At 59.9% G+C, this 23783-nt stretch carries 20 protein-coding genes; 12 read left to right on the top strand and 8 right to left on the bottom strand.

Annotation, left to right across the window (positions count from 1 at the left end):
* Positions 1-77: 77 nt before the first annotated feature.
* Positions 78-950, bottom strand: a complete 873-nt coding sequence (locus tag B2589_RS01945; RefSeq protein ID WP_058340076.1) for a MurR/RpiR family transcriptional regulator — start codon at positions 948-950, stop codon at positions 78-80.
* Between the two features lie 181 nt (positions 951-1131).
* Here B2589_RS01945 and zwf point away from each other — a divergent pair, with 181 nt between their 5' ends.
* The 3 genes from zwf to B2589_RS01960 are packed head-to-tail and all read left to right on the top strand — an operon-like array spanning position 1132 to position 4006.
* The gene (zwf, locus tag B2589_RS01950; RefSeq protein WP_058340075.1) at positions 1132-2604 is read left to right on the top strand and encodes a glucose-6-phosphate dehydrogenase; all 1473 of its coding nucleotides are present in this window, start codon (positions 1132-1134) and stop codon (positions 2602-2604) included.
* The gene (gene pgl, locus B2589_RS01955) at positions 2591-3310 is read left to right on the top strand and encodes a 6-phosphogluconolactonase (protein WP_286815442.1); all 720 of its coding nucleotides are present in this window, start codon (positions 2591-2593) and stop codon (positions 3308-3310) included. Before zwf ends, pgl begins: the two co-directional genes overlap by 14 nt.
* Positions 3311-3346: 36 nt before the next feature.
* On the top strand, positions 3347-4006 hold the full coding sequence (locus tag B2589_RS01960; RefSeq protein ID WP_058340073.1) for a bifunctional 4-hydroxy-2-oxoglutarate aldolase/2-dehydro-3-deoxy-phosphogluconate aldolase: 660 nt from the start codon (positions 3347-3349) through the stop codon (positions 4004-4006).
* Positions 4007-4016: 10 nt separating this feature from the next.
* Here the strand turns inward: B2589_RS01960 and pyk are convergent, their stop codons facing one another.
* Positions 4017-5465: a pyruvate kinase gene (gene pyk, locus B2589_RS01965; RefSeq protein ID WP_286815443.1), complete on the bottom strand. Its 1449-nt coding sequence runs from the start codon at positions 5463-5465 to the stop codon at positions 4017-4019.
* A 107-nt stretch (positions 5466-5572) separates the two neighbouring features.
* Between pyk and edd the strand changes: the two genes are divergently transcribed.
* The 3 genes from edd to B2589_RS01980 are packed head-to-tail and all read left to right on the top strand — an operon-like array spanning position 5573 to position 8969.
* A complete protein-coding gene (gene edd, locus B2589_RS01970) occupies positions 5573-7390 on the top strand; it encodes a phosphogluconate dehydratase (protein WP_286815444.1) in 1818 nt (605 codons plus the stop codon).
* The gene (gene glk, locus B2589_RS01975) at positions 7390-8364 is read left to right on the top strand and encodes a glucokinase (protein WP_286815445.1); all 975 of its coding nucleotides are present in this window, start codon (positions 7390-7392) and stop codon (positions 8362-8364) included. The genes edd and glk overlap by 1 nt, the downstream gene beginning before the upstream one ends.
* Before the next feature lie 2 nt (positions 8365-8366).
* Entirely contained in the window at positions 8367-8969 is a 603-nt protein-coding gene (locus tag B2589_RS01980) for a uracil-DNA glycosylase family protein (protein WP_286815446.1), read from the top strand.
* Here B2589_RS01980 and glpD read toward each other — a convergent pair.
* From glpD to B2589_RS02005, 5 genes are all read right to left on the bottom strand, one after another.
* Positions 8961-10532 (bottom strand): glycerol-3-phosphate dehydrogenase, encoded by a 1572-nt coding sequence (glpD, locus tag B2589_RS01985; protein WP_286815447.1) that lies wholly within the window; start codon positions 10530-10532, stop codon positions 8961-8963. The genes B2589_RS01980 and glpD overlap by 9 nt on opposite strands.
* Before the next feature lie 19 nt (positions 10533-10551).
* Positions 10552-11802, bottom strand: a complete 1251-nt coding sequence (locus tag B2589_RS01990; protein WP_286815448.1) for a substrate-binding protein — start codon at positions 11800-11802, stop codon at positions 10552-10554.
* A gap of 161 nt (positions 11803-11963) precedes the next feature.
* Positions 11964-13706 (bottom strand): diguanylate cyclase domain-containing protein, encoded by a 1743-nt coding sequence (locus B2589_RS01995; RefSeq protein WP_199455953.1) that lies wholly within the window; start codon positions 13704-13706, stop codon positions 11964-11966.
* A 40-nt stretch (positions 13707-13746) separates the two neighbouring features.
* Entirely contained in the window at positions 13747-15546 is a 1800-nt protein-coding gene (locus B2589_RS02000; RefSeq protein WP_286815449.1) for a PHA/PHB synthase family protein, read from the bottom strand.
* A 75-nt stretch (positions 15547-15621) separates the two neighbouring features.
* Positions 15622-15981, bottom strand: a complete 360-nt coding sequence (locus tag B2589_RS02005; protein ID WP_286815450.1) for a phasin family protein — start codon at positions 15979-15981, stop codon at positions 15622-15624.
* Between the two features lie 139 nt (positions 15982-16120).
* Here B2589_RS02005 and B2589_RS02010 point away from each other — a divergent pair, with 139 nt between their 5' ends.
* The 6 genes from B2589_RS02010 (at position 16121) to B2589_RS02035 (ending at position 22747) form a co-directional block, all read left to right on the top strand.
* Positions 16121-16441 (top strand): TraR/DksA family transcriptional regulator, encoded by a 321-nt coding sequence (locus B2589_RS02010; RefSeq protein WP_286815451.1) that lies wholly within the window; start codon positions 16121-16123, stop codon positions 16439-16441.
* 26 nt (positions 16442-16467) lie between these two features.
* Positions 16468-17931, top strand: a complete 1464-nt coding sequence (locus B2589_RS02015) for an SLC13 family permease (protein WP_286815452.1) — start codon at positions 16468-16470, stop codon at positions 17929-17931.
* 204 nt (positions 17932-18135) lie between these two features.
* Positions 18136-18936 carry a C39 family peptidase gene (locus B2589_RS02020; RefSeq protein ID WP_199455957.1) on the top strand — a complete coding sequence of 267 codons (801 nt, stop codon included), beginning with the start codon at positions 18136-18138 and terminating at the stop codon, positions 18934-18936.
* 57 nt (positions 18937-18993) lie between these two features.
* Positions 18994-20004, top strand: coding sequence for a transporter (locus B2589_RS02025; protein ID WP_199455958.1), 1011 nt, complete (start codon positions 18994-18996; stop codon positions 20002-20004).
* Positions 20005-20042: 38 nt separating this feature from the next.
* Positions 20043-21668 carry an OmpP1/FadL family transporter gene (locus tag B2589_RS02030; RefSeq protein WP_286815453.1) on the top strand — a complete coding sequence of 542 codons (1626 nt, stop codon included), beginning with the start codon at positions 20043-20045 and terminating at the stop codon, positions 21666-21668.
* Positions 21669-21691: 23 nt separating this feature from the next.
* Entirely contained in the window at positions 21692-22747 is a 1056-nt protein-coding gene (locus B2589_RS02035) for a MalM family protein (RefSeq protein WP_286815454.1), read from the top strand.
* A gap of 4 nt (positions 22748-22751) precedes the next feature.
* Here the strand turns inward: B2589_RS02035 and B2589_RS02040 are convergent, their stop codons facing one another.
* The gene (locus B2589_RS02040) at positions 22752-23780 is read right to left on the bottom strand and encodes a polysaccharide deacetylase family protein (protein WP_199455961.1); all 1029 of its coding nucleotides are present in this window, start codon (positions 23778-23780) and stop codon (positions 22752-22754) included.
* Positions 23781-23783: the final 3 nt, after the last annotated feature.

Genomic DNA, 23783 nt, shown 5'->3' on the forward strand with positions numbered 1-23783 from the left:
GGCTTCAGACTTTAAAGGGTGCCCTCGGGCACCCTTTTTCTTTTGCCCGGCGAAGCCGGCAAACAGCGAGTAGGGGATCAGTTCTGGGGGAAGCGGGTAGCCTTCAGGCTTTCCTTGATCTTTTTCAGGTGATCCAGGAAATCCGGGCCGCGCTTGAGGGTGACTCCGGTAGCCAGGATATCGATGACCGTCAGGTGAATAATCCGGGAAGACATGGGCATGTAGACCTCGGTATCTTCCGGTGCAGTGACACCCACAACCGCGGTGCAGGCTTCCGCCAGCGGCGACTCCGGATTGGTAATGCCGATAACCGTGGCGCCATTGGCCCTGGCCAGGTGGGCAATCTCCACGGTTTCCCGGGTACGGCCGGTAAAGGAGATCAGCACGATGGCGTCGCCAACCCCGGAACCGGCGGCCACCATGCGTTGCATCAGGGCGTCGTCGTAAGAGGTTACCGGGATGTTGAAGCGGAAAAACTTGTGTTGGGCATCCAGGGCGACCGAGGCCGAACCGCCCATGCCGAAAAAGGCAATCTGCTTGGCCTGGATCAGGTAATCCACCACTGTGGCAATGGCCTGTGGGTCCAGCGCCTGCCTTGCCTTGTCCAGGTTGGCGATGGTGCTGAGCATGATTTTTTCGCCATACTCCGCCGGGCTGTCATCCGGCTCTATATCCTGGCCCACGTAGGGGGTGCCGGTGGCAATGCTCTGGGCCAGCCGGATTTTGAAGTCCGGAAAGCCGGTTGCGGAGAATCCGCGGCAGAACCGGTTGACCGTCGGCTCGCTCACATCCGCTGCGCGGGCAAGGGCAGCGATGGAGTAACGGGTTGCCGCACTCGGGTCTTTGAGAATGGCCTCGGCAACCTTGCGCTCGGATTTATTCAGCGATTCCAGGCGATTCTGGATCTGCTCAAGCAGGTTGTCGTCTCTGCGTCCCGGGTTGTCCGCCATGCAGCTATACTCCCTTCTGTTCTGGTGGTAAGACGTCATTATACCTGCTGCGGGCAAACAAAAGGGTAGTAAATATGTCATATATCGGAAGTGCCCTTGGCTTGGCCCCGGGACAGTGCCATTATTTGGCTAAAGTTACGAAAAATCCGGCCTTGCGGTACGCCGGGCGAAGGAGACGCTGATGGTGGATCAACCTGTGTGTGCCTGCGATCTGATGCTGTTCGGAGCCTCGGGAGACCTTGCCCAGCGCAAACTGTTCCCGGCGCTGTATCAGCTTGACCGGGCCGGGTTGCTGGCGTCGGACAGCCGGGTGCTGGCCATTGCCCGGCGCGACACAGACACCGCAGCCCTGCGCAAAGCGCTGTTGGCCAGGCTGGAGGAGCAGATTCCGGAGCCGGAGTTCGACGCCACCGTAGCGCAGGGATTCGTCAGCCGTGTGGAATACCTGGAGCTGGATTTCACCGATACCGACGGTTTCCTGGTGCTCAACGACTGGCGCCATCCCGGTAACCAGTTGATTGTCTATATGGCCACGCCGCCATCCATGTATGGCGTGATTGCCCGGAATCTGAGGGCCGGTGGTTGCTGTACCGAACGTACCCGGGTGGTGGTGGAGAAACCCATCGGCCACGACCTGGAATCTTCGAAAGTGATCAATGACGAACTGGCTGAAGTTTATCGGGAAAGCCAGCTGTTCCGGATTGATCATTACCTGGGTAAGGAAACGGTCCAGAACCTGATTGCCTTGCGGTTTGCCAACAACCTGTTCGCTTCCCAGTGGGACCAGAACCATATCTCCCACGTGGAGATCACGGTGGCAGAAAGCATGGGCATTGAAGGCCGCTGGGGTTATTTCGACCAGGCCGGCCAGATCCGGGACATGATCCAGAACCACCTGCTGCAGCTGCTGTGTCTGATTGCCATGGACCCGCCATCGGACCTGTCTGCCGACAGTATCCGGGACGAAAAGGTAAAAGTGCTGAAGGCGCTGAAACGGATTACCCCGGATATGATGGCGGAATACGTGGTGCGCGGGCAGTACACCTCCGGCACCAGTGAAGGCAAGCCGGTGCCCGGTTACCTGGACGAAGAGGGCGCCAACAAGGCCAGCGAAACCGAGACCTTTGTTGCGCTGAAGGCCGAGATCGACAACTGGCGCTGGTCTGGCGTGCCCTTCTATATTCGCACCGGCAAGCGGCTTCCGGAGAAAATGTCGCAGATCATCATCCACTTCAAGCCGGCACCCCATTACATCTTCGATCCGGACCAGAAGCACCTGGCCAACAACAAACTGATTATCCGGCTGCAGCCCGATGAGGGCATGGCCCTGAAGATCCTCACCAAGGACCAGGGGCTGGATAAGGGCATGCGGTTGCGCCAGGGGCCACTGGAGCTGACGTTCTCCGAAACCTTTGATACCGATCGGATTCCGGATGCCTACGAGCGGTTGCTGTGGGAAATCATGCGGGGCAACCAGTACCTGTTTGTCCGCCGCGATGAGGTGGAGCATGCCTGGCGCTGGGTAGACCAGATCATCCGTAACTGGCACGACAGCGGCGAACCGCCGAAGCGCTATGCTGCAGGCACCTGGGGGCCGGTGGCGTCGATTGCCATGATCACCCGGGATGGCAGGAGCTGGTATGAAGACGTGTGACCTGCCGCTACCCGAAGGGGTGCAGGCATTTTTCAGTGAGACCGCGCAGGAATGTGCGGGCCAGCTGGCGTTACACGTAGCGGAAAGCCTGCGTGGCCGGCTCCGTCGGGGCGGACGGACTTCGCTGGTGGTGTCCGGTGGCTCTACGCCGGTGCCCTTCTTTCAAACGCTGGCGCAGCAGGAGCTGGCCTGGGCCCGGGTTACGATGCTGCTGGCTGACGAGCGCTGGGTGCCGGAAGGGGACCCCGCCAGCAACACGACTCTGGTGCGGCAGAACCTGCTGCAGGGCAGGGCAAAGGACGCACGCTTTCTCAGCCTGCGGCAGCCGCTGTGCAGCGCCGAGCAAGCCTTGCCTGCTATCGAGCAGCTGCTGGCCGAGTTGAAGTTGCCGCTGGATGTGGTGGTTCTGGGTATGGGCAACGATGGCCATACGGCGTCGCTGTTCCCGGATGCGCCCCAGCTGCCGGAGGCAATGTCCATGCAGGCACCCGGCCGGGTGTGCGTGATGACACCTCCGTCCCAGGCCCATACCCGGGTAACCCTGACCCGTCCGGTGCTGGCGGGCGCCCGGTTCCTGGCGTTGCATCTCAGGGGTGAGGACAAGCTGGAAACCCTGGAGCGGGCCCTGAAGGCCCCGGATGACTGGCGGGAAATGCCAATCCGTGCTTTTCTGAAACCAGGCTTGCGAATTTACTGGAGCCCGTAACGGGCTGTTGTCCGGTTAGCGCCGGGGGAGACTTGAATGCCATTGCTATCTGTGGAGCACCAGGAAAAGATCGAGTTTGTGATGGCGCAGTCGCCATTGATACCCGTGATCACCATCCGTCATCCGGACGATGCCATCCCGCTTTGTCGGGCGTTGTTTGACGGCGGTATTCGCGCGCTGGAGATCACCTTGCGCACAGAGCATGGCCTGGATGCCATCCGGCGGGTTCGGGAAGCGCTTCCGGACGCGATTGTGGGGGCGGGTACGGTGATCAGCATCGATCAGTACCGGGACGTCGAGCGAGCCGGGGCCGAGTTTGTTATTACCCCTGGTGTAACCGATGCCATCCTGGATTTCGGTGTGACCTCGGAATCCCCCCTGCTGCCGGGCATCGCCACCGCATCAGAACTGATGATGGGGTACAGCCATGGCTACCGGCACTTCAAGTTGTTTCCCGCGGAAGTATCCGGGGGTGAAAGGGCGCTGAAGGCGTTTGCCGGCCCCTTCCCGGATGTCTGCTTTTGCCCGACCGGCGGGGTTCGCCAGCAGACAGCCGCAGCCTACCTCGCGCTGGATAATGTCTCTGCGGTGGGCGGTACCTGGCTGACGCCGGATGAAGCCGTGGCCAGTAAGGACTGGCAGACCATTACCGGCATCGCCCGGGCCAGCCTGGCGGCCATTGGCCACCGGGGCTGACCGGCACCGGTTACTGGATGTCGGACCCTACACGAACGATTTTCATGGAGTTGGTGCCACCCTGGGCGTTCACATAGTCGCCCTTGGTGATCACCACCAGGTCGTTATCCTGCACAACACCCCGGCGCTTCAGTTCGTCCACGGCCAGTGCATTGACCTTTTCATTGGCGTGGTTGGCGGAATCGAACGGAACCGTCTGCACGCCCCGGAACAGAGCCACCCGGTGCTGGGTGGAGTGGTGCCGTGAGAAGGCAAAGATCGGCAGGCTGGATTTGATCCGTGACATCAGGCGCGGAGTGGAACCGGTTTCTGTCAGGCAGATAATGGCAGACACACCCTGCAGGTGGTTGGCGGCGTACATGGCAGACAGGGCAATCGCCTCGTCTACCTTTTCCATGCTTTCGTGGATCCGGTGCTGGGATTGGTGCATGGACGGGTGCCGTTCCGCACCGGTGCAGATGCGCACCATGGCTTCCACGGCTTCTTTCGGGTAATCGCCTACGGCAGTCTCGGCGGACAGCATCACGGCATCTGTGTAATCCATCACCGCGTTGGCAACGTCAGACACTTCCGCCCGGGTGGGCATGGGATTGGTGATCATCGACTCCATCATCTGGGTGGCGGTGATCACAGCCCGGTTCAGCACCCGGGCCCGTTTGATGATGTGTTTTTGAACTGCTACCAGTTCGGCATCGCCGATCTCCACGGCCAGGTCGCCCCGGGCGACCATTACGGCGTCTGACGCTTCGATAACGGCATCCAGTGCGTCGGTATCGTGGGCCAGTTCGGCCCGTTCAATCTTCGCCACCAGGCCGGCATCGGAGCCGGCTTCTTTCAGCAGTTGACGGGCCACGTGCATGTCTTCGGCGGTGCGGACAAAGGAAACCGCCACGTAGTCGGCATCCAGGCGGGCGGCGGTGACGATGTCCTGCTTGTCTTTCTCGGTGAGGGCGTCCGCTGAGAGGCCGCCACCGCGCTTGTTCAGGCCCTTGTTGTTGGACAGCGGGCCGCCGATCAGTACGGTGGAGGTGATGCTGTGGTCGTCGACCGCGGTCACTTCCATTTCAATCCGGCCGTCATCCAGCACCAGGATATCGCCCGGGCTGACGTCGTTGATCAGTTGTTCGTAATCAATGCCAACTTGCTCCGATGTGCCAGCCTCTTTGTCCATGGTGGCGTCGAGCACGAAGGTCTGGCCCCGTTCCAGGGTGACCTTGTTGTCGGTGAAGCGGGCGATGCGCAGTTTCGGGCCTTGCAGGTCGGCCAGGATGGCCACAAAGCGACCTTGGGCCGCGGCCGCTGCACGAACCCGGCGGGCTCGTTCCATATGCTCTTCGGCGCTGCCGTGGGAAAAGTTGAGGCGGGTAACATCAACGCCGGCGGCGATGATACCTGCCAGCGATTCCTCACTGTCGGTGGCGGGGCCGAGGGTGGCGACAATCTTGGTGCGCCTGAGCATAGTGCGTGTCCTTGTCTGTAAAATTTGAGTGTTCAATTGAACCTGAAAGCCTCCGGTAAAGAAAGTACACTTAGGTCTGGAATAACCACGATACAGGGAGAGAGCCCATGCACTCTACGGTTCAGAAGGTGACCAACCGCATCATCGAACGCAGCAGGGCTTCCCGCGCGGATTATCTCGAGAGGATGGCCGGGCTGGCGGCAAAGGACCCCCATCGTGGCACCTTGTCTTGCGGTAACCTGGCCCATGGCTTTGCGGCTTGTAGCCAGGGCGATAAAGACACCCTGAAATTTCTTAACCGGGCCAATGTGGCCATGGTTTCCGCCTACAACGACATGTTGTCTGCCCATCAGCCTTATCAGCGCTTTCCTGACATTATACGCGAAGCGGCCCATGGCATGGGCTCGGTAGCCCAGTTTGCCGGCGGCACTCCCGCCATGTGTGACGGGGTCACCCAGGGCCAGCCTGGAATGGAGCTGAGCCTGTTTTCCCGGGACACCATCGCCATGAGTACGGCAGTGGCGCTGAGCCACAACATGTTCGACGCGGTTATGCTACTGGGTATATGTGACAAAATTGTGCCGGGGTTGCTGATTGGCGCCCTGAGCTTCGGCCACCTGCCGGCCATTCTGGTGCCATCCGGCCCCATGCCGTCGGGGCTGCCGAACAAGGAAAAGCAGCGTATTCGCCAGCTCTATGCCGAGGGCAAGATCGGCCGGGATGAATTGCTGGAAGCCGAAAGCCTGTCTTACCACAGCCCGGGTACCTGTACCTTTTACGGCACCGCCAACAGTAACCAGTTGCTGGTAGAGGTGATGGGCCTGCACCTGCCCGGTGCGGCTTTCGTAAACCCCGATACGCCCCTGAGGGATGCCCTGACCCGCGCGGCGACCGAGCAGGTCATCAAGTTGTCCCGGCCCCACGGCGGCGAGTTGGGGCTCGGCCATATGGTGGACGAGAAAGCCATTGTGAATGCCCTGGTAGCCCTGCTGGTGACCGGTGGCTCCACCAACCACACCATCCACTGGATCGCCATTGCCCGGGCGGCCGGGATCCTGGTTGACTGGAACGACTACGCCGAGTTGTCGTCGGTGGTGCCTTCCATGACCCGTATTTACCCGAACGGCCAGGAAGACATCAACGCTTTCCACGAAGCCGGCGGCACGCCGTTCCTGATTCGGGAGTTGCTGGCACAAGGCTACCTGCATAACGACGTCAACACAGTGATCGGTAAGGGGCTGGATGCCTACGCCCGGATGCCGGAGCTGGAAGGGGAAAGCCTTCGCTGGCACCCGGCTGTTACCAGGAGCCAGCGCCCGGATGTGCTGAGCAGCGCTGCAGAGCCCTTCGCCCCGGATGGCGGATTGAGGGTGCTGGATGGCAATCTCGGGCGCGGAGTGATCAAAGTGTCGGCGGTAGCACCGGAACACCATCGGGTTGAGGCGCCGGCGGTGGTGTTCAACGACCAGAACGAACTGAAAGCCGCCTTTGAAGCTGGCGACCTGGACCGGGATTGCGTGGTGGTGGTGCGCTTTCAGGGGCCGAAAGCCAACGGCATGCCGGAGTTGCACAAGCTGACCCCTTACCTCGGTGTACTTCAGGATCGAGGCTATCGGGTGGCGCTGGTGACCGATGGCCGGATGTCCGGAGCCTCCGGCAAGGTGCCGGCGGCTATCCATGTTTACCCGGAAGCACTGGCGGGCGGCCCGCTGGCCAGGATTTGTGACGGCGACGTTATTTGCGTGGATGCCGTTAGTGGTGTGCTGTCGGTGCAGCTCGGCGAGGCGGAACTGGCTGACCGCAGCCCGGCCAGTGCAGACCTGGCAGCGAACCATACCGGCTATGGCCGTGAACTGTTCGGCTGGATGCGCCAGGGTGTCTCGAATCCGGAGCAGGGTGCCAGTGTGTTCTGGAGCGCCGGCTGATGACGGAAGCTGTTCCGCACGCCATGGCGCTGGTGGGTGATGTTGGCGGTACCCATGCCCGGTTTGCGCTGGTGGTGCCGGGATCGGTGCAGTTGCAGTCGCTGAAGGTTTTCCGCTGTGCTGATTTTTCGGGGCCCGGGCAGGCCGTTGCGGCGTACCTGAAGCATGTAGGGCCGGTGACTGTCCGCGAAGCCTGTGTGGCCGTTGCCGCCCCGGTTACCGGTGACGTTGTCACCCTGACCAACAACCGCTGGCAGTTCGATACCGGGCACCTGGCGCAACGCTTCGGCCTGGACCGGTTCCGGCTGGTGAATGATTACACCGCCATGGCGCTGGGCGTAATGCACGTGCCGGCCAGCCAACGGGTGCCGGTGGGCGGGGGTGGCGCAGACCCGTCGCGCCCGGTACTGGTTCTTGGCCCGGGCACCGGCCTGGGCATGTCGGCACTGGTGCCGGCGGCGGATGGCTGGATACCGCTGGCAACCGAAGGGGGCCATGTGGACTTTGCGCCGCTGGATGACCTTGAGTGCGAGATTGCCCGCCGTCTTCGCGCGGCCTATGGCCGGGTTTCTGTGGAACGACTGCTGTGTGGTGCGGGTATCATGAACCTGTATCGAACGCTGGCGGAGATTACCGGCAGTAAGCCGGTACACGATGCCCCGGAGCAGGCTTCCGCAGCGGCCATGGCAGGTAATGACGAGCTGGCAGCCCGGGCGCTCAGCCTGTTCTGTGACATTCTGGGCCGGGTAGCCGGCAACAGCGTTCTGACCCTGGGCAGTTACGGCGGTGTCTATCTTTGTGGCGGCATTGTGCCGGCGATTCTCGACTTTTTCATGGCCAGCGGCTTTCGCGCCGCCTTCGAAAACAAGGGCCGTATGCGGCCATTATTGGAGGCCACGCCGGTTCAGGTGGTGCTGGATGGCAACACCGGGCTGTACGGCGCTGCAGCTGCCCTGACTAATGCCGGGAGGTGACCATGACTCAGACGGCTAATCATCTGGATAGCCTGGACTTTGACCAGCTGGTGCAGCAGGTAAGGGCCTGTACCCTGTGTAAAGATGTCTTGCCGGAAGGGCCGAGGCCGGTTGTCCAGCTGTCCCGGTCGTCCCGAATCCTGGTGGTCGGCCAGGCGCCGGGCCGCAAGGTTCACGAAACCGGAATTCCGTTCAACGATCCCAGCGGTGACCGGCTTCGGCAATGGATGGGCGTGGACAGGGAGCAATTCTACAACGAGGAACAGGTGGCTATTCTGCCCATGGGATTCTGCTTTCCCGGCACCGGAAAATCCGGAGACCTGCCGCCCCGGCCGGAATGCGCCGAAACCTGGCGCGAGGCCTTGCTGGCGCGGCTGGACAAGGTTGAGCTGACCCTGGTAATCGGCCAGTATGCCCAGGCCTGGCACCTGCCGGACAGCCGAAAATCGGTAACCGATAATGTCAAAGCCTGGCGGGAATACTGGCCAGGGCTATTGCCCATGCCTCACCCGAGCCCGCGCAATATCCGCTGGCTGAAAAGCAATCCCTGGTTCGAGCAGGAGGTGATTCCCCGGCTTCAGGCCCGGATCCGGGAATTACTCTGACCCGGCGGCGGTGAACAGGCTCTGGTGCCGGGTTGCCGCCCGATGGATGTAGCTGTCCAGCTGCTCCCGTTGCTGCTCCGTGATATAGAGCCCCTGCTTGGTACGCCGCCAGAGTACGTCTTCCGCGCTCAGTGCCCACTCGTGGGCAATCAGGTAGTCTACTTCACGCTGGTACAGGGTGGCGGTGTAGGCGTGGCCAAGATCCTCTGTGCGGGTACAGCCTTTGAGGATGTGGTGGCTGTCGGTGCCATAGCTGCGCACAAACCGGCGGATAATGGCGCGGTCCAGCCAGGGGTAGTGCAGTTGCAGCTCTTCTGCGAGCTGTTGCTGGCTGGCAAAGTCGGCCCCCGGTAACAGGGCGTTCCGGGTCCAGGATTTGCCCGCTCCGGGGAAGTAATCGCATACGGCATCGGTGACCGCCTCGGCCAGCTTACGGAAGGTGGTGATCTTGCCACCGAACACGGAAATCAACGGCGCCTGGTGATCCTGGTCGTCGACCTCGTAGGAGTAGTCGCGGGAAGCGCTCTGGGCATTGCCGCCTTCATCGTCCATCAGCGGCCGGACCCCGGAGTAGCTCCATATCACATCGCCGGGTGTCAGTTGCCGGCGGAAATACTGGTTCACCACGTCCAGCAGGTAGCGGGTTTCCTCTTCGGAAATTCGTGCTTCCGACGGGTTGCCCTCGTAGTCCACATCGGTGGTGCCAATCAGGGAGAACTCATCTTCGTAGGGAATGACGAACACAATGCGCTCGTCGGCATTCTGGAGAATGTAGGCTTCGGTATCCTGGTTAAGGCGGGGCACCACAATGTGGCTGCCCTTGACCATGCGGATCTGTTTGGGCGCAGCCATGCCCAGGCTTTCACCGAACAGACGGCTGACCCAAGGCCCGGTGGCATTCACTACCACCCTGGCGCTGAGGGTTCGTGTGTGCCCGGTGAGGGTATCTTCGAGTACCGCCTGCCAGCCAGAGCCCTTGCGTTCGGCCCGGACGCACCGGGTGCGGGGCAGGATACTGGCGCCTTTTTGCTGGGCCTTGCGAGCTGAGAGTACCACCAGCCTTGCGTCGTCTACCCAGCCATCGGAGTATTCAAAGCCCCGGGTGATTTCCGGTTTCAGGGGGGATTCTTTGCCGAAGTTGATGGCCCGGGAGCCGGCCAGCAGTTCACGCTTGGCGAGGTGGTCGTACAGAAACAGGCCCGTGCGGATCATCCAGGCCGGTCTCAGGTGAGGCTGGTGGGGTAAGCGAAAACGCATCGGCCACATGATGTGGGGAGCATTGCCCAGCAGGGCCTCCCGTTCCGCCAGTGCTTCACGCACCAGCCTGAACTCGTAATGCTCCAGATAACGCAGGCCGCCGTGGATCAGCTTGCTGCTGCTGGACGACGTCGCCGAGGCCAGGTCGTTCATCTCACACAAGACAACCCTGAGCCCGCGGCCGGCGGAGTCCATGGCAATGCCTGTGCCGTTTACGCCGCCACCGATAACAAGTAAATCGCAGTGGTCCGGAAATCCGCCGAGCGGTGATGTTTCTGTGCTGGTTTTTGATGCTTTCCGAACCACTGTCTGCTCACTCCTTGTGTCAGAGCCGGAGTGGCTTGCCGGCCTCGCGGCGGCGCTCCTCCCACTCTTCTTGGGTTTGTGCGGCCTGGTCTCCGGCCATGGAGCCGATGATCTCGAAATAATCCGAGGCAAATTCATCGGCCATCACCTGGTCACGGGGTTTTACTTTCACCACGTAAACGCTTTGTACGTTCTGGTGATCAAACTCGCGCCAGTACTGCTCGTCTTTCAGGAAACTGTAGCGGTGGCCTTCCAGTGCCCGGATCACATCGGCAGTATTCGTAGTGCCGGCACGCTCAACCGCTTCCTTGTACTGGTACACAATACTGTAGGCCGAGGCCGCAGAGGAAGGGGGGCGCATTTCATAGCGGGCAGAGAAGGCTTCAACAAACTCCTTGCCGCGGGGGTAGTTGTTCTCGTACGGCAGGGTCCATACCCAGGGTGCGCCGCCAATCACACCTTCCATCATCGCCGGGCCCACCTGCCGGGCCATGCCCAGAGTCAGGTTGGGAACCACCACCTGCATGCGCTTGGTCAGACCCATTTCATAGGCCACCTGCAGCGCGCGCACCATGTCGTCGCCAAACAGTACCATCATCAGCACCTTGGCGTCAGATTCGGCAGCCTGTTCCAGGGCCTTGCGGAAGTCGGTAATCAGTGCCCGGGGAAACGGGGTTTTGACGCCCGGGTGGCGTTCGGTGTCCTGGGTATTGGAAAACTGGCGAACGGACTCTTCCACTGACCAGCCCCAGGTGTAGTCCGAGGTGATGTAGAAGTAATCGTCGTTTGGGTGGTTCTGGTTCAGGTAGTCGCCCAGTGCCTTGGCGGTCATCCAGGCATTGTATGGCTCCCGGAACATGAACCGGTGGCCTTCACTGCCGGTGGTGGCGTTGGAATAGGTGAGGGTACCGAAGTAAATGCGGTTCCTGTCGCGGGCGGCCTTGCCGGAGGCGATGGCAACGGCACTGGATACACCGCCAAACACCATCTGAACACCTTCCTGGTCAATCATTTCGGCGGTGTTGCGGGCGCCTTTTTCCGGCTCGCCGCGGGTGTTGCGGATGACCAGTTCCAGTGGTTGCCCCAGCACACCGCCGGCCTGGTTGATTTCCTCAACCGCAAGGTAGGCAGCCAGGCGTTGTTGCAGGCCCTGGTTTTTGTAGCGTCCCGTTTCCGGGTAGTTAAGACCGATCTTGAGAGATTCGGCGGAAACAGTGGCGCTGCCGAGCAAAAGCAGACATGCCGAGAGCAGGAAAGTCCTGAAAGTCATTGCAGATTGGCCTCCGGTTTAGGGTTCGCACAGCCTATTCTTGTTTTATGTCAGGCTGAAGTAATAGCGTAGTTTCTGCTCGGGGCTTTCAGGCAACAATGGGACTAAAGTGTAAAACGCCCGCTAATTCGCAGGCGCTTGATTTGCGTCAGTTTACGGGGTTATTGCCGTTGCCGGTTTGCGGGGTTATCGACGGCTTTCGGGTTGAAAAGCTGGTATCCGTCACGGCCACTTTGCTTGGCCTGGTACATCGCAATGTCTGCGCCATTAAGTAATTCTTCGCTGGTCTTGCCGTCACCCGGATACAGGCTGATACCGATACTGGTGCTCACTGCAAGGTGGTGGCCATTGATAACGTAGTCTGGGGCAGACGCCCTGACCAGCCTTTCTGCAACGTTCAGGACGGCTTCGGGGCTTTTTACCTCCGGCAGCAGGATAATAAACTCGTCTCCGCCCAGCCTGGCGAGGGTATCGTCTTCCCGAAGGCAACTACGCACCCTTGCAGTGAACTGTACCAGTAATTCGTCACCTGTCGCGTGGCCGAGGCGATCGTTCACGTCCTTGAATTTGTCCAGGTCCATGAACATGACAGCCAGTAACTGTTTGGTTCGATGAGCATGTCGGATGGCGTGGTCCAGGCGGTCTTCAAGCAGCCGCCGGTTGGGGACCCCGGTCAGGGCATCGTAATAGGCAAGCTGGCGGATTTGTTCTTCGTTTTTGCGGTTCTGGGTAATATCCGTAAACAGGCCGGCATAATGGGTAGCGTTGTCGTTGTCATCGGTGATTGCGGTAATGGTCAGCAATTCCAGGTAAAGCTCGCCGGTTTTACGCCGGTTCCAGATTTCACCGCGCCAGTATCCGTGGTGTTCAAGAGACTGCCACAGACGTGTGTAAAATTCTGAATCGTGGCGGCCGGAGGAAAGAACTTCCGGTGTGCGGCCGATCACTTCTTCCGGGCTGTAGCCTGTGAGGTGCGTAAAGGCCGGATTCACGAACTCGATTCGGGCATTTTTGTCGGTCACCATGATGCCTTCGAATGACGATTCAATAACACGTTCTGCCAGCTGCAGGGTCCGGCTCGACCGGGCAAGGGCTTTGTCGCGCTGTTCGAGTGCCTGCCGAAGGTCATCCAGGTACATTTGCTCGGCACCCGACAGCATATCGTTGTAACCGATCAGCCCGATAATTGCCCCTGTTTGGTCCAGCACACCGAGATGGCGAATGCGGTGGTCCAGCAACAAATCACGGGCGTGGATGAGCGGATCTTCTTCCTTCGCGGTAACCAGCGGGCGGGACGCTAATTCGCCAATACGGGTATTGCTGGTATGCCTGGCGATGAAGCGAACCATATCGCGCTCGGTGACAATACCAAAGCCGTCCTCACCGAAATTGACCACCACTGCGTCGGCTCCCCGGCGGTGCATCAGGTCGGCCACCTGGGCCAGAGGCAGCGATTCAGGTACGACTGCCGGTAAATGCGGAATGGCTGCGCCAACTTCCCTCAAGCGCAGATAGGGTTCCAATCCCTGATTCAGGGCCAGGTCTGTACGGGAAATAATGCCAACGGGTTGGCCGTCTTCGTCGGTAACCAGGGCATGTCGCTGGTTCTGGTTTTTTAGCCTGATTGCCGCCTGGGCAGTATCCATGGTGGCAGGTAACGACAGCACCGGCGATCTCATCACCGAGCGGACCGGTTGGCTGAACTGGTCCGGATCGGCGAAGTTGATGGCCAGGGCATCCCGTTCCGTCCATATTCCGACCACGGTGTTGTCCTGGCTGATCAAAATGGAACTGACCGAATTCTCCGCCATCCGCGCTGCGGCTTCGGAAATCACCGTTTCCGGACTGCATTGAAGCAGGAGGCCACTGTGCATGATCTGGGATACGGGAATTGGTTGCCCCATGTGTGCTCCTGTTGTCGATGCCGGAAGTTCCTGAATTATATCAATGTCCGGCGTCGGCTGCTTTTACTTTCACGTAACTGCCAGGGGCATCTTCAATGACCTCGAGTTTTCCTTCGCCGGGCTGTCGGGCCGGCACCTGGTCGCCTTCATAGCCGGCAATCCATTCCCGCCAGTATGGCCACCAGGAGCCCGGATGCTGCTCCGCACCGGAGAACCAGGCGTCCGGATCTTCCGGCAGGGTGTTGTTGGTCCAGAAGCCATATTTTTCTTTGTAGGGCGGGTTGATCACACCGGCGATGTGCCCGGAACCGGACAGGACAAAGCGGACATCGCCGCCGTAAGCGTGTGCCCCGTGGTAAGTGGTTTTCCACTTGGCGATGTGGTCCTGTCGCGCCGACAGGAAGAACGATGGCACCCGGATTTCCGACAGGTTGATGGTTTCGCCGTTCATGGTCAGGGCATCCGGCTGCACCAGCCGGTTATGCAGGTACATTTCCCGCAGATAGTAACTGTGCATTCTGGACGGCAGGTTGGTGCCGTCGGTGTTCCAGTACAGCAGGTCAAAGGCGGCGGGTTTCAGGCCTTTGAGGTAGTTGTTGGTCCAGTACGACCAGAACAGGTCGTTCTCGCGCAGCAGGTTAAACGTGAAGGCCATGGCCCGGCCATCCAGGTAGCCCTTGCGCTCCATGGCCCGCTCGATGCCACGGATGGAGTGATCGTTGATGAATACGCCGATGCCGCCGGGATCCGAGAAGTCCAGCAGGGTGGTCAGATAGGTGGTGCTGATGATCGGGTTACGGTTCTTCTTCTCCAGCCAGGCCATGGTAGAGCCCAGCAGGGTGCCGCCAATGCAGTAGCCGATGGCGTTCATCTGCTCTTCGCCGGTGGCCTCTGTTACCGCATCGATCGCCGCGAGGGGGCCGAGCTTCATGTAATCATCCCAGCCGGTCTCTTTCTGGGCCGGGCCCGGGTTACGCCAGGACACCACGAACACCGTCTGGCCCTGGCTCACGAGCCAGCGGATAAACGAGTTGCGCTCGGTCAGGTCCAGTATGTAGAACTTGTTGATCCAGGGCGGGATGATCAGAAGCGGCCGCTGCGCTACCGTCCTGGTGGTGGGTGTGTACTGGATCAGCTGCATCAGTTCGTTCTGGTACACCACCTTGCCCGGTGTGGTGGCCAGGTTGCCGCCGACTTCAAAGGCCGAGCGGTCGGTCATGCCGACATTGAACAGGCCGGGGTTCTGGCGCAGGTCTTCCGCCAGGTTGCGGGCGCCATCCACCAGGTTCATCCCTTTGCGCTCCCAGGTAATGCGCAACACTTCCGGGTTGGTCAGGGGATAGTTGGAGGGCGATAGGGCGCTGGTCAGTTGCCGGGCATAGAACATCATCTGGTCCCGGGCGGGGCCGGGCAGGCCTTCCATGTTCTCTACCCAGTTCAGGAACGCGCCGGAATTGATCAGGTATACCTGCTGAAGCACATCGAAAGGCACATGCTTGCGCCAGTCGTCAGCCAGGAAACGACGATCGTCGGATTCCGGAACGGCTACCGGCTCGGGCTGTTTGCCGGTCAGCCGGCTGAAAGTGTAACGGGCGAGGCCCAGATGCTTTTTGCCCAGCTCGATCTCGGCGCTGGCAAAGCGAAGCGGATGCAGCAGCAAGTCTTCGGCCATGGCACGATAGGCGTCTGACATTTCGCTGAGGGTGGACAGCTTGGCGTGGTCTACCATGCCGGTGTCGCCCAGCCATTGTTCCAGTTGCTGCTGGCCCTGACGCACGTTGTCGTCAAAGGCTTTCATCATCTGCTTTGCGGTTTTACTGATGTAGTCCATACCCAGCATCGGGGTTCTCCTTGCCTCGGATACAAAAAGGCCGGAGCGTCGCAGACGTTCCGGCCCGGCCGGTCATTCAGGGTGTCAGGCAGCGGTTTTGCTGTTCCTGCCTTTACCGGTGGCCGGTGTTTTTTCCGCTGTGTTATCAGCCGGTTTTGCCTCGAACACCTGCTGCAGTTGCTCGCGGGTTTCGTTGGCGTAGTCCTGCCAGGCCTTCCAGTCTGCAGATACCTGCTCGCTGATAGTTTTCAGGGTTTCGGCCTGGTCTGTGGTCAGGGTTTTCAGGCTTTCGAGGTCGCGTACCTCTGCCATCTTCCGGGCCTGGTCCATGGCAACATCGGCATACCGGCGGAACGCTTCCATCTGCATTTCTGCAGCTTTGCCGAACTGGTTGAACAGGGTTTCATTGAGGCGGTTGGCTTTTTCGAACAGCTCATTGTTCATGGGGTACAACTCCTTTGTAGTTGGAATGACTGGAATCCTCAGTCTAACTTTAGATGCGTGACATCATTTTGACAGGCATCAAACGCCGTTCCAGCATATTCTTTAGTCTGGAATTTGTAACCTTACAGTGGAGAAAACCATGAGCAGTCGCAAATCCGAACTGGAAACCCTGAAAGCGGAACTGCAGGCCCGCCTGACCCGGTATGAAGCGCACCAGCACCGTGAAGCGGGTGCATTGGATAAGGATTTTGAAGAGCAGGCCACGCAAACCCAGAACGACGAAGTGGTCGATTCACTGGAAGTGGAAACCCGCGCCGAACTGGTACAGATTGCCCATGCACTGGAGCGGATCGACAGCGGAGCAGGGGACGAATGCGAAAAATGCGGTGAGCAGATCGATCCGCGCCGGCTTCAGGTGTTGCCTTATACCACCGTTTGTGTAGATTGCGCCGACAACTGAATTCTGACAAACACTGAGTGGTAAAGATGACACAGAACCCCGCTGGATCAGAACCGAAGCAAGGATTGCCCAAAAGCCAGGTCATTGGTTTGTTTCTTGGCGCCGCTTTCCTGCTGGTTACCCTGCTGGTGCCGGCGCCGGAGACGATGGGGCCGAAGGCCTGGGCCGCCCTGGGCATGATGCTGATGATGGCCACCTGGTGGTCTACCGAAGCCATTCCCATTCCGGCTACCTCCCTGTTGCCGATTGTGCTGATACCGGCGCTGGGGTTGGGAAGTATCAGCCAGGCCACATCGCCCTACGCTAATCCGATCATCTTCCTGTTCCTGGGCGGGTTCACCCTCGGCCTGGCCATGCAGAGGTGGAACCTGCACCGGCGGATTGCGCTGCTGACCTTGCGGGCGATGGGGGACAAGCCGAAACGGCAGATTGCCGGGTTCATGCTGGCGACGGCCTTCCTGAGCATGTGGGTGAGCAACACTGCCACGGCAATCATGATGCTGCCGATCGGCTTGTCGGTGATCGGCATGATGGATGACAGCAATCCGGACGGGGTTCGCCGTTATGCCACGGCCTTGCTGCTGGCCATCGCCTATTCCGCCAGCGTGGGTGGTATTGCCACCCTGATTGGCACGCCGCCCAATGCCTTGCTGGCGGCTTACCTGAGCGAAAACCAGGGTATTTCCGTGGGCTTTGCCCAATGGATGCTACTCGGTGTGCCGGTGACGGTGGTGATGCTGACATTGACCTGGTGGTGGCTGACCCGCAAGGACTTCGGCATTGAAGGCGCCCGGGAAAGCGGCCAGATGATTCGGGACGAACTGGCCGCGCTCGGCCCCATGAGCAAGGGTGAAAAGCTGGTTGCACTGGTGTTTGTGGTGACGGCGTCGCTGTGGATTTTCCGGCCTTTGCTCTCTGGCAGCATTGCGCCCTGGCTGAGTGACACCGGTATTGCCATTGCTGCAGCGATTGCCATGTTCCTGATTCCGGTAAGCACCCGGGACAGGAGCTTCGTGCTGGACTGGGATTCGGCTAACCGCCTGCCCTGGGGCGTGCTGCTGCTGTTTGGTGGCGGCCTGGCCATGGCGGGCGTGATCAGCAGTTCCGGACTGGCCGAGTGGATTGCCGAGAGCATGGGCGTGGCTGGCACCTTGCCGGTACTGGTGATGATGATCCTGGTGGCTGGGGTGATTATCTTCCTCACCGAGGTGACCAGTAACACCGCTACAGCGGCGGCGTTCCTGCCGCTGCTGGGTGCCCTGGCGATGTCGCAGGACGTCTCTCCGCTGCTGTTGACGGTGCCGGCTGCCATTGCCGCCAGCTGTGCCTTCATGATGCCGGTGGCCACGCCGCCGAACGCCATCGTGTTCTCCAGTGGCCACATGAAGATTTCCGATATGATCAGGGCCGGTTTTGCGCTCAATATCATGGGTATTGTGGTGGTAACCCTGATTACCTACGCGCTGCTCGGAACCGTTTTCTCAATGTGATTCAGGGCCGGATGCTTTCCGGCCTTTCCCTCCCTTGAACCAGTTCTCAGTACTGTCGCTGCTGGCCCCGCCTGCAGCGACAGATTTGAGGCACAGTTATCTTTAAGCCCGATTCGATTTCGGTATCTTACGGTTACAACATGTAACGCCGACGTTGCACATCCAAGAAAGTTGCACATCCAATAAAAACAGGAACTTTGCAAAATGCTGCTGGTGCTGGCCGGATCCCTTCTCACATTCGCCATGGTGCAGGAAGCCACCGAGGTAGAGCCGTTCGAGCCGGGCACCATCGTGCTGGAGCACAAGGTGGATGCGAGCCCGGTTGAGCAACGCTCTGATGTGCGGGTGGAGCCCCTGGTCGAGCAGAAGTTCCGGAACATCGTGCGACAGGCCTACGACTACAGCTGTGGCAGTGCGGCACTGACCACGGTCCTCAATTTCTATCTTGGCCGGACCCTCTCTGAACGGCAGGTGATGGAAGGGCTGCTGCACTACGGCGAGAGCGATCGCATCGTCCAGCGCCGGGCCTTTTCCATGCTCGATATGAAGCGCCTGGTGACGGCTTTGGGTTATCCCTCTGGCGGCTTCAAGGCCGAGATTGACGACCTGATGGAGCTGGATCACCCGGCTATCGTGCCCATCGACCACGCCGGCTTCAAACACTTCGTAGTGCTCCGGACCATCCGGGATGACCGGGTTTACCTGGCCGACCCCGCCGTCGGCAATATTTCCTTTACCGTGGCCCAGTTCCAGGAGAAGTGGGACGACAACGTGCTGTTCATTGTCTTCCCGGGCAGCGACAAGCCGCTGGACAACCTCGAACTGAAAGAGGAAGACCTGCGCTTTGTAGCCGACCAGACCATGACACTGCTGGCTATCCAACAGATGCCGGCGTTCGCCGAATCCACAGAAAGACGCGTCCAGAACTTGCTGGAACGCCAGAAGAACAATCCTGACGGTAGCGTTGAGAATACCCGTAAACAGCTTTACTACCGTCGAAACTAATTTTCCGGGCGGTTTTCCCCGGATCAGGAATAAAACCAATAAGAGTAGGGAGTCAGGATGAATCGTTGGTTAGTGCGAGGTTTTATCCTTGTTTCCGCGGCCGGTGTGCTTCCGGGCATGGCGATGGCCCAGGACGGAAATGTTGACCAGGCGCGGGAAGCCCTGTCACGCCAGGAAGGTGATGAAGATTCCACCAAGCAGCTTGAGGAAGTGTTCCTGGCTGCCGAGAAGAACTATTCGTTGCAGAAGAAGGGATCTCACTACCTGAACTATTCCTTCGACTATTCCTACACCGGGGATCAGCGCCTGGACCTGGCCATTACCAATGGTTCGGTGCGCAATCTGGATGTGGTGCCGTCAGCTACCCATAACTTCACCAATGCCTTTTCCTACGACTACGGCTTGCTGGACAACCTTACGGTTGGTACCCGGGTACCGCTGGTGGTCAAGTACGATACCGAGGACGAGCTGAATGTTTACGACTTCGGCGACATCTCCTTTACGGCCCGCTGGCAGCCCTTTGCCTACGTACCCGGCAAGGCATCGGCTACCTTCTTTGGCACCCTGAACAGCAAGACTGGTGTCAGCCCCTACGAGATCGACATCAAGGAACAGCTGTCTACCGGTAGCGGTTATTACTCCGTTGGTGGCGGCCTGAGTATGTCCAAGGTGCTGGACCCGGTGGTGGTGTTCGGTTCGCTCAGTGCAACCTACAACCTGACCGAAGACGGCCTGGAACAGGTTCGTGGTGCCCGCCTGCTCGAGAAGGTGGAGCCCGGCTTTGGTCTCTCCGGCTCCGCGGGCTTTGCCTATTCACTGTCTTATGACATTTCCCTGAGTATCTCGGCCCAGGTCAGCTACAGCGACCAGACCGTTCTGACCTTCTCCAACGGCGACCAGGCCGTAGCCCAGGACCAGATGACGGGCTTCCTGAGCATGTCGCTGGGTACCCGGGTCAGTGATATGACCATCGTAAACACCAGTCTGGGGATTGGCCTGACCGAAGATGCCCCGGATTTCTCTCTGGGTATATCCCTGCCCATTAATTTCTCCGGCCTCAAAGAGTGATTGGAGCTGCAGACGTTTCACGGGAAGGGAAGATTTTCATGGGACAACCTAGTCAAAAGCGACGCATTCTGGGAGCGCTGATCGCGGCAAGCCTGTCCGGCGGTGCCCAGGCGCAGCTGACCCAGAACCTGACGCTGCACCCCAAGGCACTGGCACTGGGGAACGCGGTCACCGCCGATCCCCCGGGTTTGATGGCCATTCATTACAACCCGGCAGGCCTCACCAAGCTGGATGGTCGCCAGCTTGAAGTCAACGTGTTGAGTATCTACCTGGATATTGATGCCGACTTCATTGCGGATGAAGACTACGAGATTTTCGGTATCAAAGGCCTGGAAACAGACCCCCTGACCGGCAAGCAGCGGGACCCGGTGGCCAATACTCGCAGCCACACCAACAACGTCGCCCTGTACGTTCCCGGGTATGGCATTCTGCGGTTGCCGCCGGGGCCGGCGGTAGCGCCCTCTGCGGGTATCAGTATCAAGCCACCCGGCTCAAAGCTGACCTTTGCCAACGCGTTCTATATGCCGATGGCCGCGGGTTTTTACCGGGAGAAAGACGATCCCGGCCGTTACCAGCCCCAGGCCGCAACGCTTCAGCGGACAACCTATCTTTCCCCGACGGTTGGCTATGAGATAAACGATGAATGGTCGGTAGGTGCCGGTATTCAGCTGTCCCATTTCGGGTTTGCGGCAGACCAGTACATGCGGGCGCCGAACATGCTGATCGGTGTGGCAGAGGTTCTGCAAGATGCCTTCAACTGTGAAAGCGGTGGCGAACCCCTGCAACCCTGGCTGGCCCTGTGCGGCGGTAACGTTGGCCCCTGGGACGATATCGGCGCGATGAACCTGAACCTGCAGGAAACCATCTCGCCCACCTATGCCCTGGGTGTCATGTGGGAGCCTACGGACTGGTTCAGCTGGGGTGCCAGCTACACCTCCGAAGCGGACATGAACCTGAAAGGCCAGTTCGAGATCCAGTACACCGATGACTGGTCCGGGTTCTGGCAAAGCGTTAACGGCTCAGTGCTGGGGGCCATCACCTCGGCTATTCTGAGCCTGCCTTCCGGTGCCCCCCGGGAGGCCGGTAACGTCAGTATGGACCTGGTGTATCCGCAGCATTTCCAGACAGGGATCAGCGTGGATGTACACCCGCTGCTCACCCTGAACGCCGACATCGGCTGGACCGACTTTGCCCAGTGGGACGCCTTCGAATTCAAGTTCGACCGCAAGCTGGAGTTCCTGAACGCGGCCCGGATCCTGTCGCCGGACAACGCCACACCAGACAGCCTGCGCCTGCCGCTGGGCTACAAAAGCCAGTGGAACTGGGCCTTTGGTGCGGAACTGCATGTGTCTTCCCGGCTTGACCTGCGCGCCGGTGTCGAGATAAGGGACTCGGTGATTCCCGATGACCAGCGCTCGATCATGGCGCCGTTCGGCGGGGCTAATCTGTACAGTGTTGGCCTGGGCTATCGCTGGGACAAAGATACGGAAATCGACCTGAACCTGTCTTACCTGCAGTCTATCGAGACTATTCCGGCAGACAGCAGCTGTAACGTAAACTGTGACAACATCACCAATATCATTTACAACCCCTATGCGGATCTGGAGATCAAGACCTCGCTGCGGGTTGTGATGGCGGGGCTGAGTTTCCGTACCAAATTCTGATGCAGTCCGGGGAGTAGTTTGTCATGGTTCTGATGCGATCCGTCCGGTTGGCAGGCTGTGTCCTGGCAGTGGCCCTGTCGGCGGGCTGCCAGTTGGGTGGAACCCCCATCGAGCAGCGGGACGGTTACTTCACCTGGGTAGACGAACAGGGCCAGGTACGTTACTCCCGCATTCCCGAAACAGAATCCGAATCCGAAGGCCCGGAAAGCGAAGATGTTGCCGAGACTGCGGGCTTACCTCCCAAGAGGGCACTGGGCGAGCCCGATGCTGCCAGCAAGCTTGAGGATGCCGGCGACTACACCACCGAAAACTACCCGGATGGCGAAGAGCTGGCCCGGGACGGTTTTATCCGGCCGGGCCAGCGGCAGCCCTATTACACCTGGCGAGATGCCGACGGCATTGTCCGGGTCAGCTATTACAAGCCCGATACCCGCACCGAGCGGCAACGTAACCCGGACATGGCGCCACTGAACCTGACCCCCGCCAGCGTTTACCTGCCCCGGCAGGAATCCGGAGAGGCCGAGCCCGTAGCCGGCCATGATCCGGATGCCTTTGCCGTCCTCGGCATCGAGCGTGAACCGGAGAACGTGTTGACCACCTTTGCCGGCAACTGCTGTGAAGCGTTATCCAACAAGGAGTTCGAGCACTGGCAGGAGGGAAGGGAGTTCGGGGTTCGTATCACCGAAGATTCCCCGGTTTATGATTTCAGCAGTGGCGAGTCCGCCTTCCAGTTGGTGGCCTTGCCCTCCGGTGAGTTTACCCATGGCTTTGTAACGCGCCTGCGCTCCTACGCCCACAAGGGCGTGTTCGTGCCTACACTGGCGTTTCTGGATCGGGATTTTCGCCCGGTTCGCCTGATTACTGACCTGGTGATGGATTATTATCCGGAAACCTGGCGTAAGCGGGGCTACCTGGAAGCCTGGGTGCCGGTATTTCCGGGGCAGGGTGAGCGTTGGTTATTGGTGATCACCCGTAGCGAAGACCTGCGCGCGCAAACCGTGTATGACGCCGATCACGGCCCCGTGGCGATTCCCCATGTGCCTTACGGTGAACTCGGCTTGACCACCTTCGAAGAGTAAGGGATCAGTCTTCCGGAGCGTCCAGGTTCAGCCATTGCTGGGATAGCCAGTAGTAGCGGCCATCACCTGCCGGGTGGGTACAGTTATAGCGAAAACGCCGGCTGTCGAATGCCTTAGGTGCCTTCACCGAGACCCGATTGCCGGTTGTCCGGAATTCGATGCGGCCCTGGCCGGAGGCAAAGCAGGTGAGCCGGTCTGCGGTCAGTTTTTCCCCCAGTTCGAACACCAGTTCCGGCGGGTTGGTTTCCAGTACGCCGTCGGGTAACTCGCTGGCAAGCACCGGGAAGGCCTTGCTCAGCAACTTGTCTTTCAGGCTTCCAAGCTGGCCAAAGCTGTTCGCCATGGGAAAACGGGGCAGTCGTGTGCTGTGGGAATAGCGGCCAATCGCCCCGGACTGTTGCCCGAATCCCAGCCAGCCTCTGGCTTCCAGTTTGCCCTCCAGTTTTTCGTCGAACTCACCGTAGGGGTAGGCAAACATCGGCTCCTCCACCCCGAGCCTGGTTTTCAGCGTGCCCTGGGCCTGGTCCAGGCTGTGCTCTGTCCGCTTGTGCCATTGCGCTTCGGGTTCACCGGGCTTGCGCGCCAGGTGGCCGTGGTCAGTGCTGTGGTTGGCAATGGTCACCTGTTCACCGGTGGCCAGCTCCTGTAACTGTTCCCAGCTCATGTAGCCCCGGCTGCCGATGGCGTCGGTGTTCACGAAGATGGTGTAGGGCAGGCCATGACGTTCAAGCAACGGGGAGGCGTTTTGATAGACCGACTCGTAGGCATCGTCAAAGGTGATGGCAACACGGCTGCTGTCATCCTCACCGGCCAGCGCCTGCCGGGTTGCGGGCAGCAGTGGCACAACCTCAAGGTTCAGGTCCCTGATCATGTCCAGCTGGGCTTCAAACAACGAGCGGGAGGTGCTGGTGGCCGGAGGCGTATGGTCCGCCACATGGTGATACTGCAGCACAACAAGGTCGGCAAGGGCGTGGGGTGCGGAGGCAGTCAGGCCAAGAATGGCCGCGGCTGCGAATCGGTTGAGTCGAGTCATGTC

This window comes from Marinobacter sp. UBA3607, from assembly GCF_002375525.1.
In the GTDB taxonomy this organism is placed as follows: Bacteria; Pseudomonadota; Gammaproteobacteria; order Pseudomonadales; family Oleiphilaceae; genus Marinobacter; species Marinobacter vinifirmus.

Bases quoted from the DNA above. Each gene is read 5' to 3' on its own strand.
- B2589_RS02030 (WP_286815453.1), top strand. From the start codon at position 20,043: ATGGGACAACCTAGTCAAAAGCGACGCATTCTGGGAGCGCTGATCGCG.
- glk (WP_286815445.1), top strand. From the start codon at position 7,390: ATGACGGAAGCTGTTCCGCACGCCATGGCGCTGGTGGGTGATGTTGGC.
- B2589_RS01945 (WP_058340076.1), bottom strand. From the start codon at position 950: ATGGCGGACAACCCGGGACGCAGAGACGACAACCTGCTTGAGCAGATC.
- pgl (WP_286815442.1), top strand. From the start codon at position 2,591: ATGAAGACGTGTGACCTGCCGCTACCCGAAGGGGTGCAGGCATTTTTC.
- B2589_RS02035 (WP_286815454.1), top strand. From the start codon at position 21,692: ATGGTTCTGATGCGATCCGTCCGGTTGGCAGGCTGTGTCCTGGCAGTG.
- B2589_RS02020 (WP_199455957.1), top strand. From the start codon at position 18,136: ATGCTGCTGGTGCTGGCCGGATCCCTTCTCACATTCGCCATGGTGCAG.
- B2589_RS01980 (WP_286815446.1), top strand. From the start codon at position 8,367: ATGACTCAGACGGCTAATCATCTGGATAGCCTGGACTTTGACCAGCTG.
- B2589_RS02005 (WP_286815450.1), bottom strand. From the start codon at position 15,981: ATGAACAATGAGCTGTTCGAAAAAGCCAACCGCCTCAATGAAACCCTG.
- zwf (WP_058340075.1), top strand. From the start codon at position 1,132: ATGGTGGATCAACCTGTGTGTGCCTGCGATCTGATGCTGTTCGGAGCC.
- B2589_RS01995 (WP_199455953.1), bottom strand. From the start codon at position 13,706: ATGGGGCAACCAATTCCCGTATCCCAGATCATGCACAGTGGCCTCCTG.
- B2589_RS02015 (WP_286815452.1), top strand. From the start codon at position 16,468: ATGACACAGAACCCCGCTGGATCAGAACCGAAGCAAGGATTGCCCAAA.
- edd (WP_286815444.1), top strand. From the start codon at position 5,573: ATGCACTCTACGGTTCAGAAGGTGACCAACCGCATCATCGAACGCAGC.
- B2589_RS02000 (WP_286815449.1), bottom strand. From the start codon at position 15,546: ATGCTGGGTATGGACTACATCAGTAAAACCGCAAAGCAGATGATGAAA.
- B2589_RS01960 (WP_058340073.1), top strand. From the start codon at position 3,347: ATGCCATTGCTATCTGTGGAGCACCAGGAAAAGATCGAGTTTGTGATG.
- B2589_RS02025 (WP_199455958.1), top strand. From the start codon at position 18,994: ATGAATCGTTGGTTAGTGCGAGGTTTTATCCTTGTTTCCGCGGCCGGT.
- B2589_RS01990 (WP_286815448.1), bottom strand. From the start codon at position 11,802: ATGACTTTCAGGACTTTCCTGCTCTCGGCATGTCTGCTTTTGCTCGGC.
- pyk (WP_286815443.1), bottom strand. From the start codon at position 5,465: ATGCTCAGGCGCACCAAGATTGTCGCCACCCTCGGCCCCGCCACCGAC.
- B2589_RS02040 (WP_199455961.1), bottom strand. From the start codon at position 23,780: ATGACTCGACTCAACCGATTCGCAGCCGCGGCCATTCTTGGCCTGACT.
- B2589_RS02010 (WP_286815451.1), top strand. From the start codon at position 16,121: ATGAGCAGTCGCAAATCCGAACTGGAAACCCTGAAAGCGGAACTGCAG.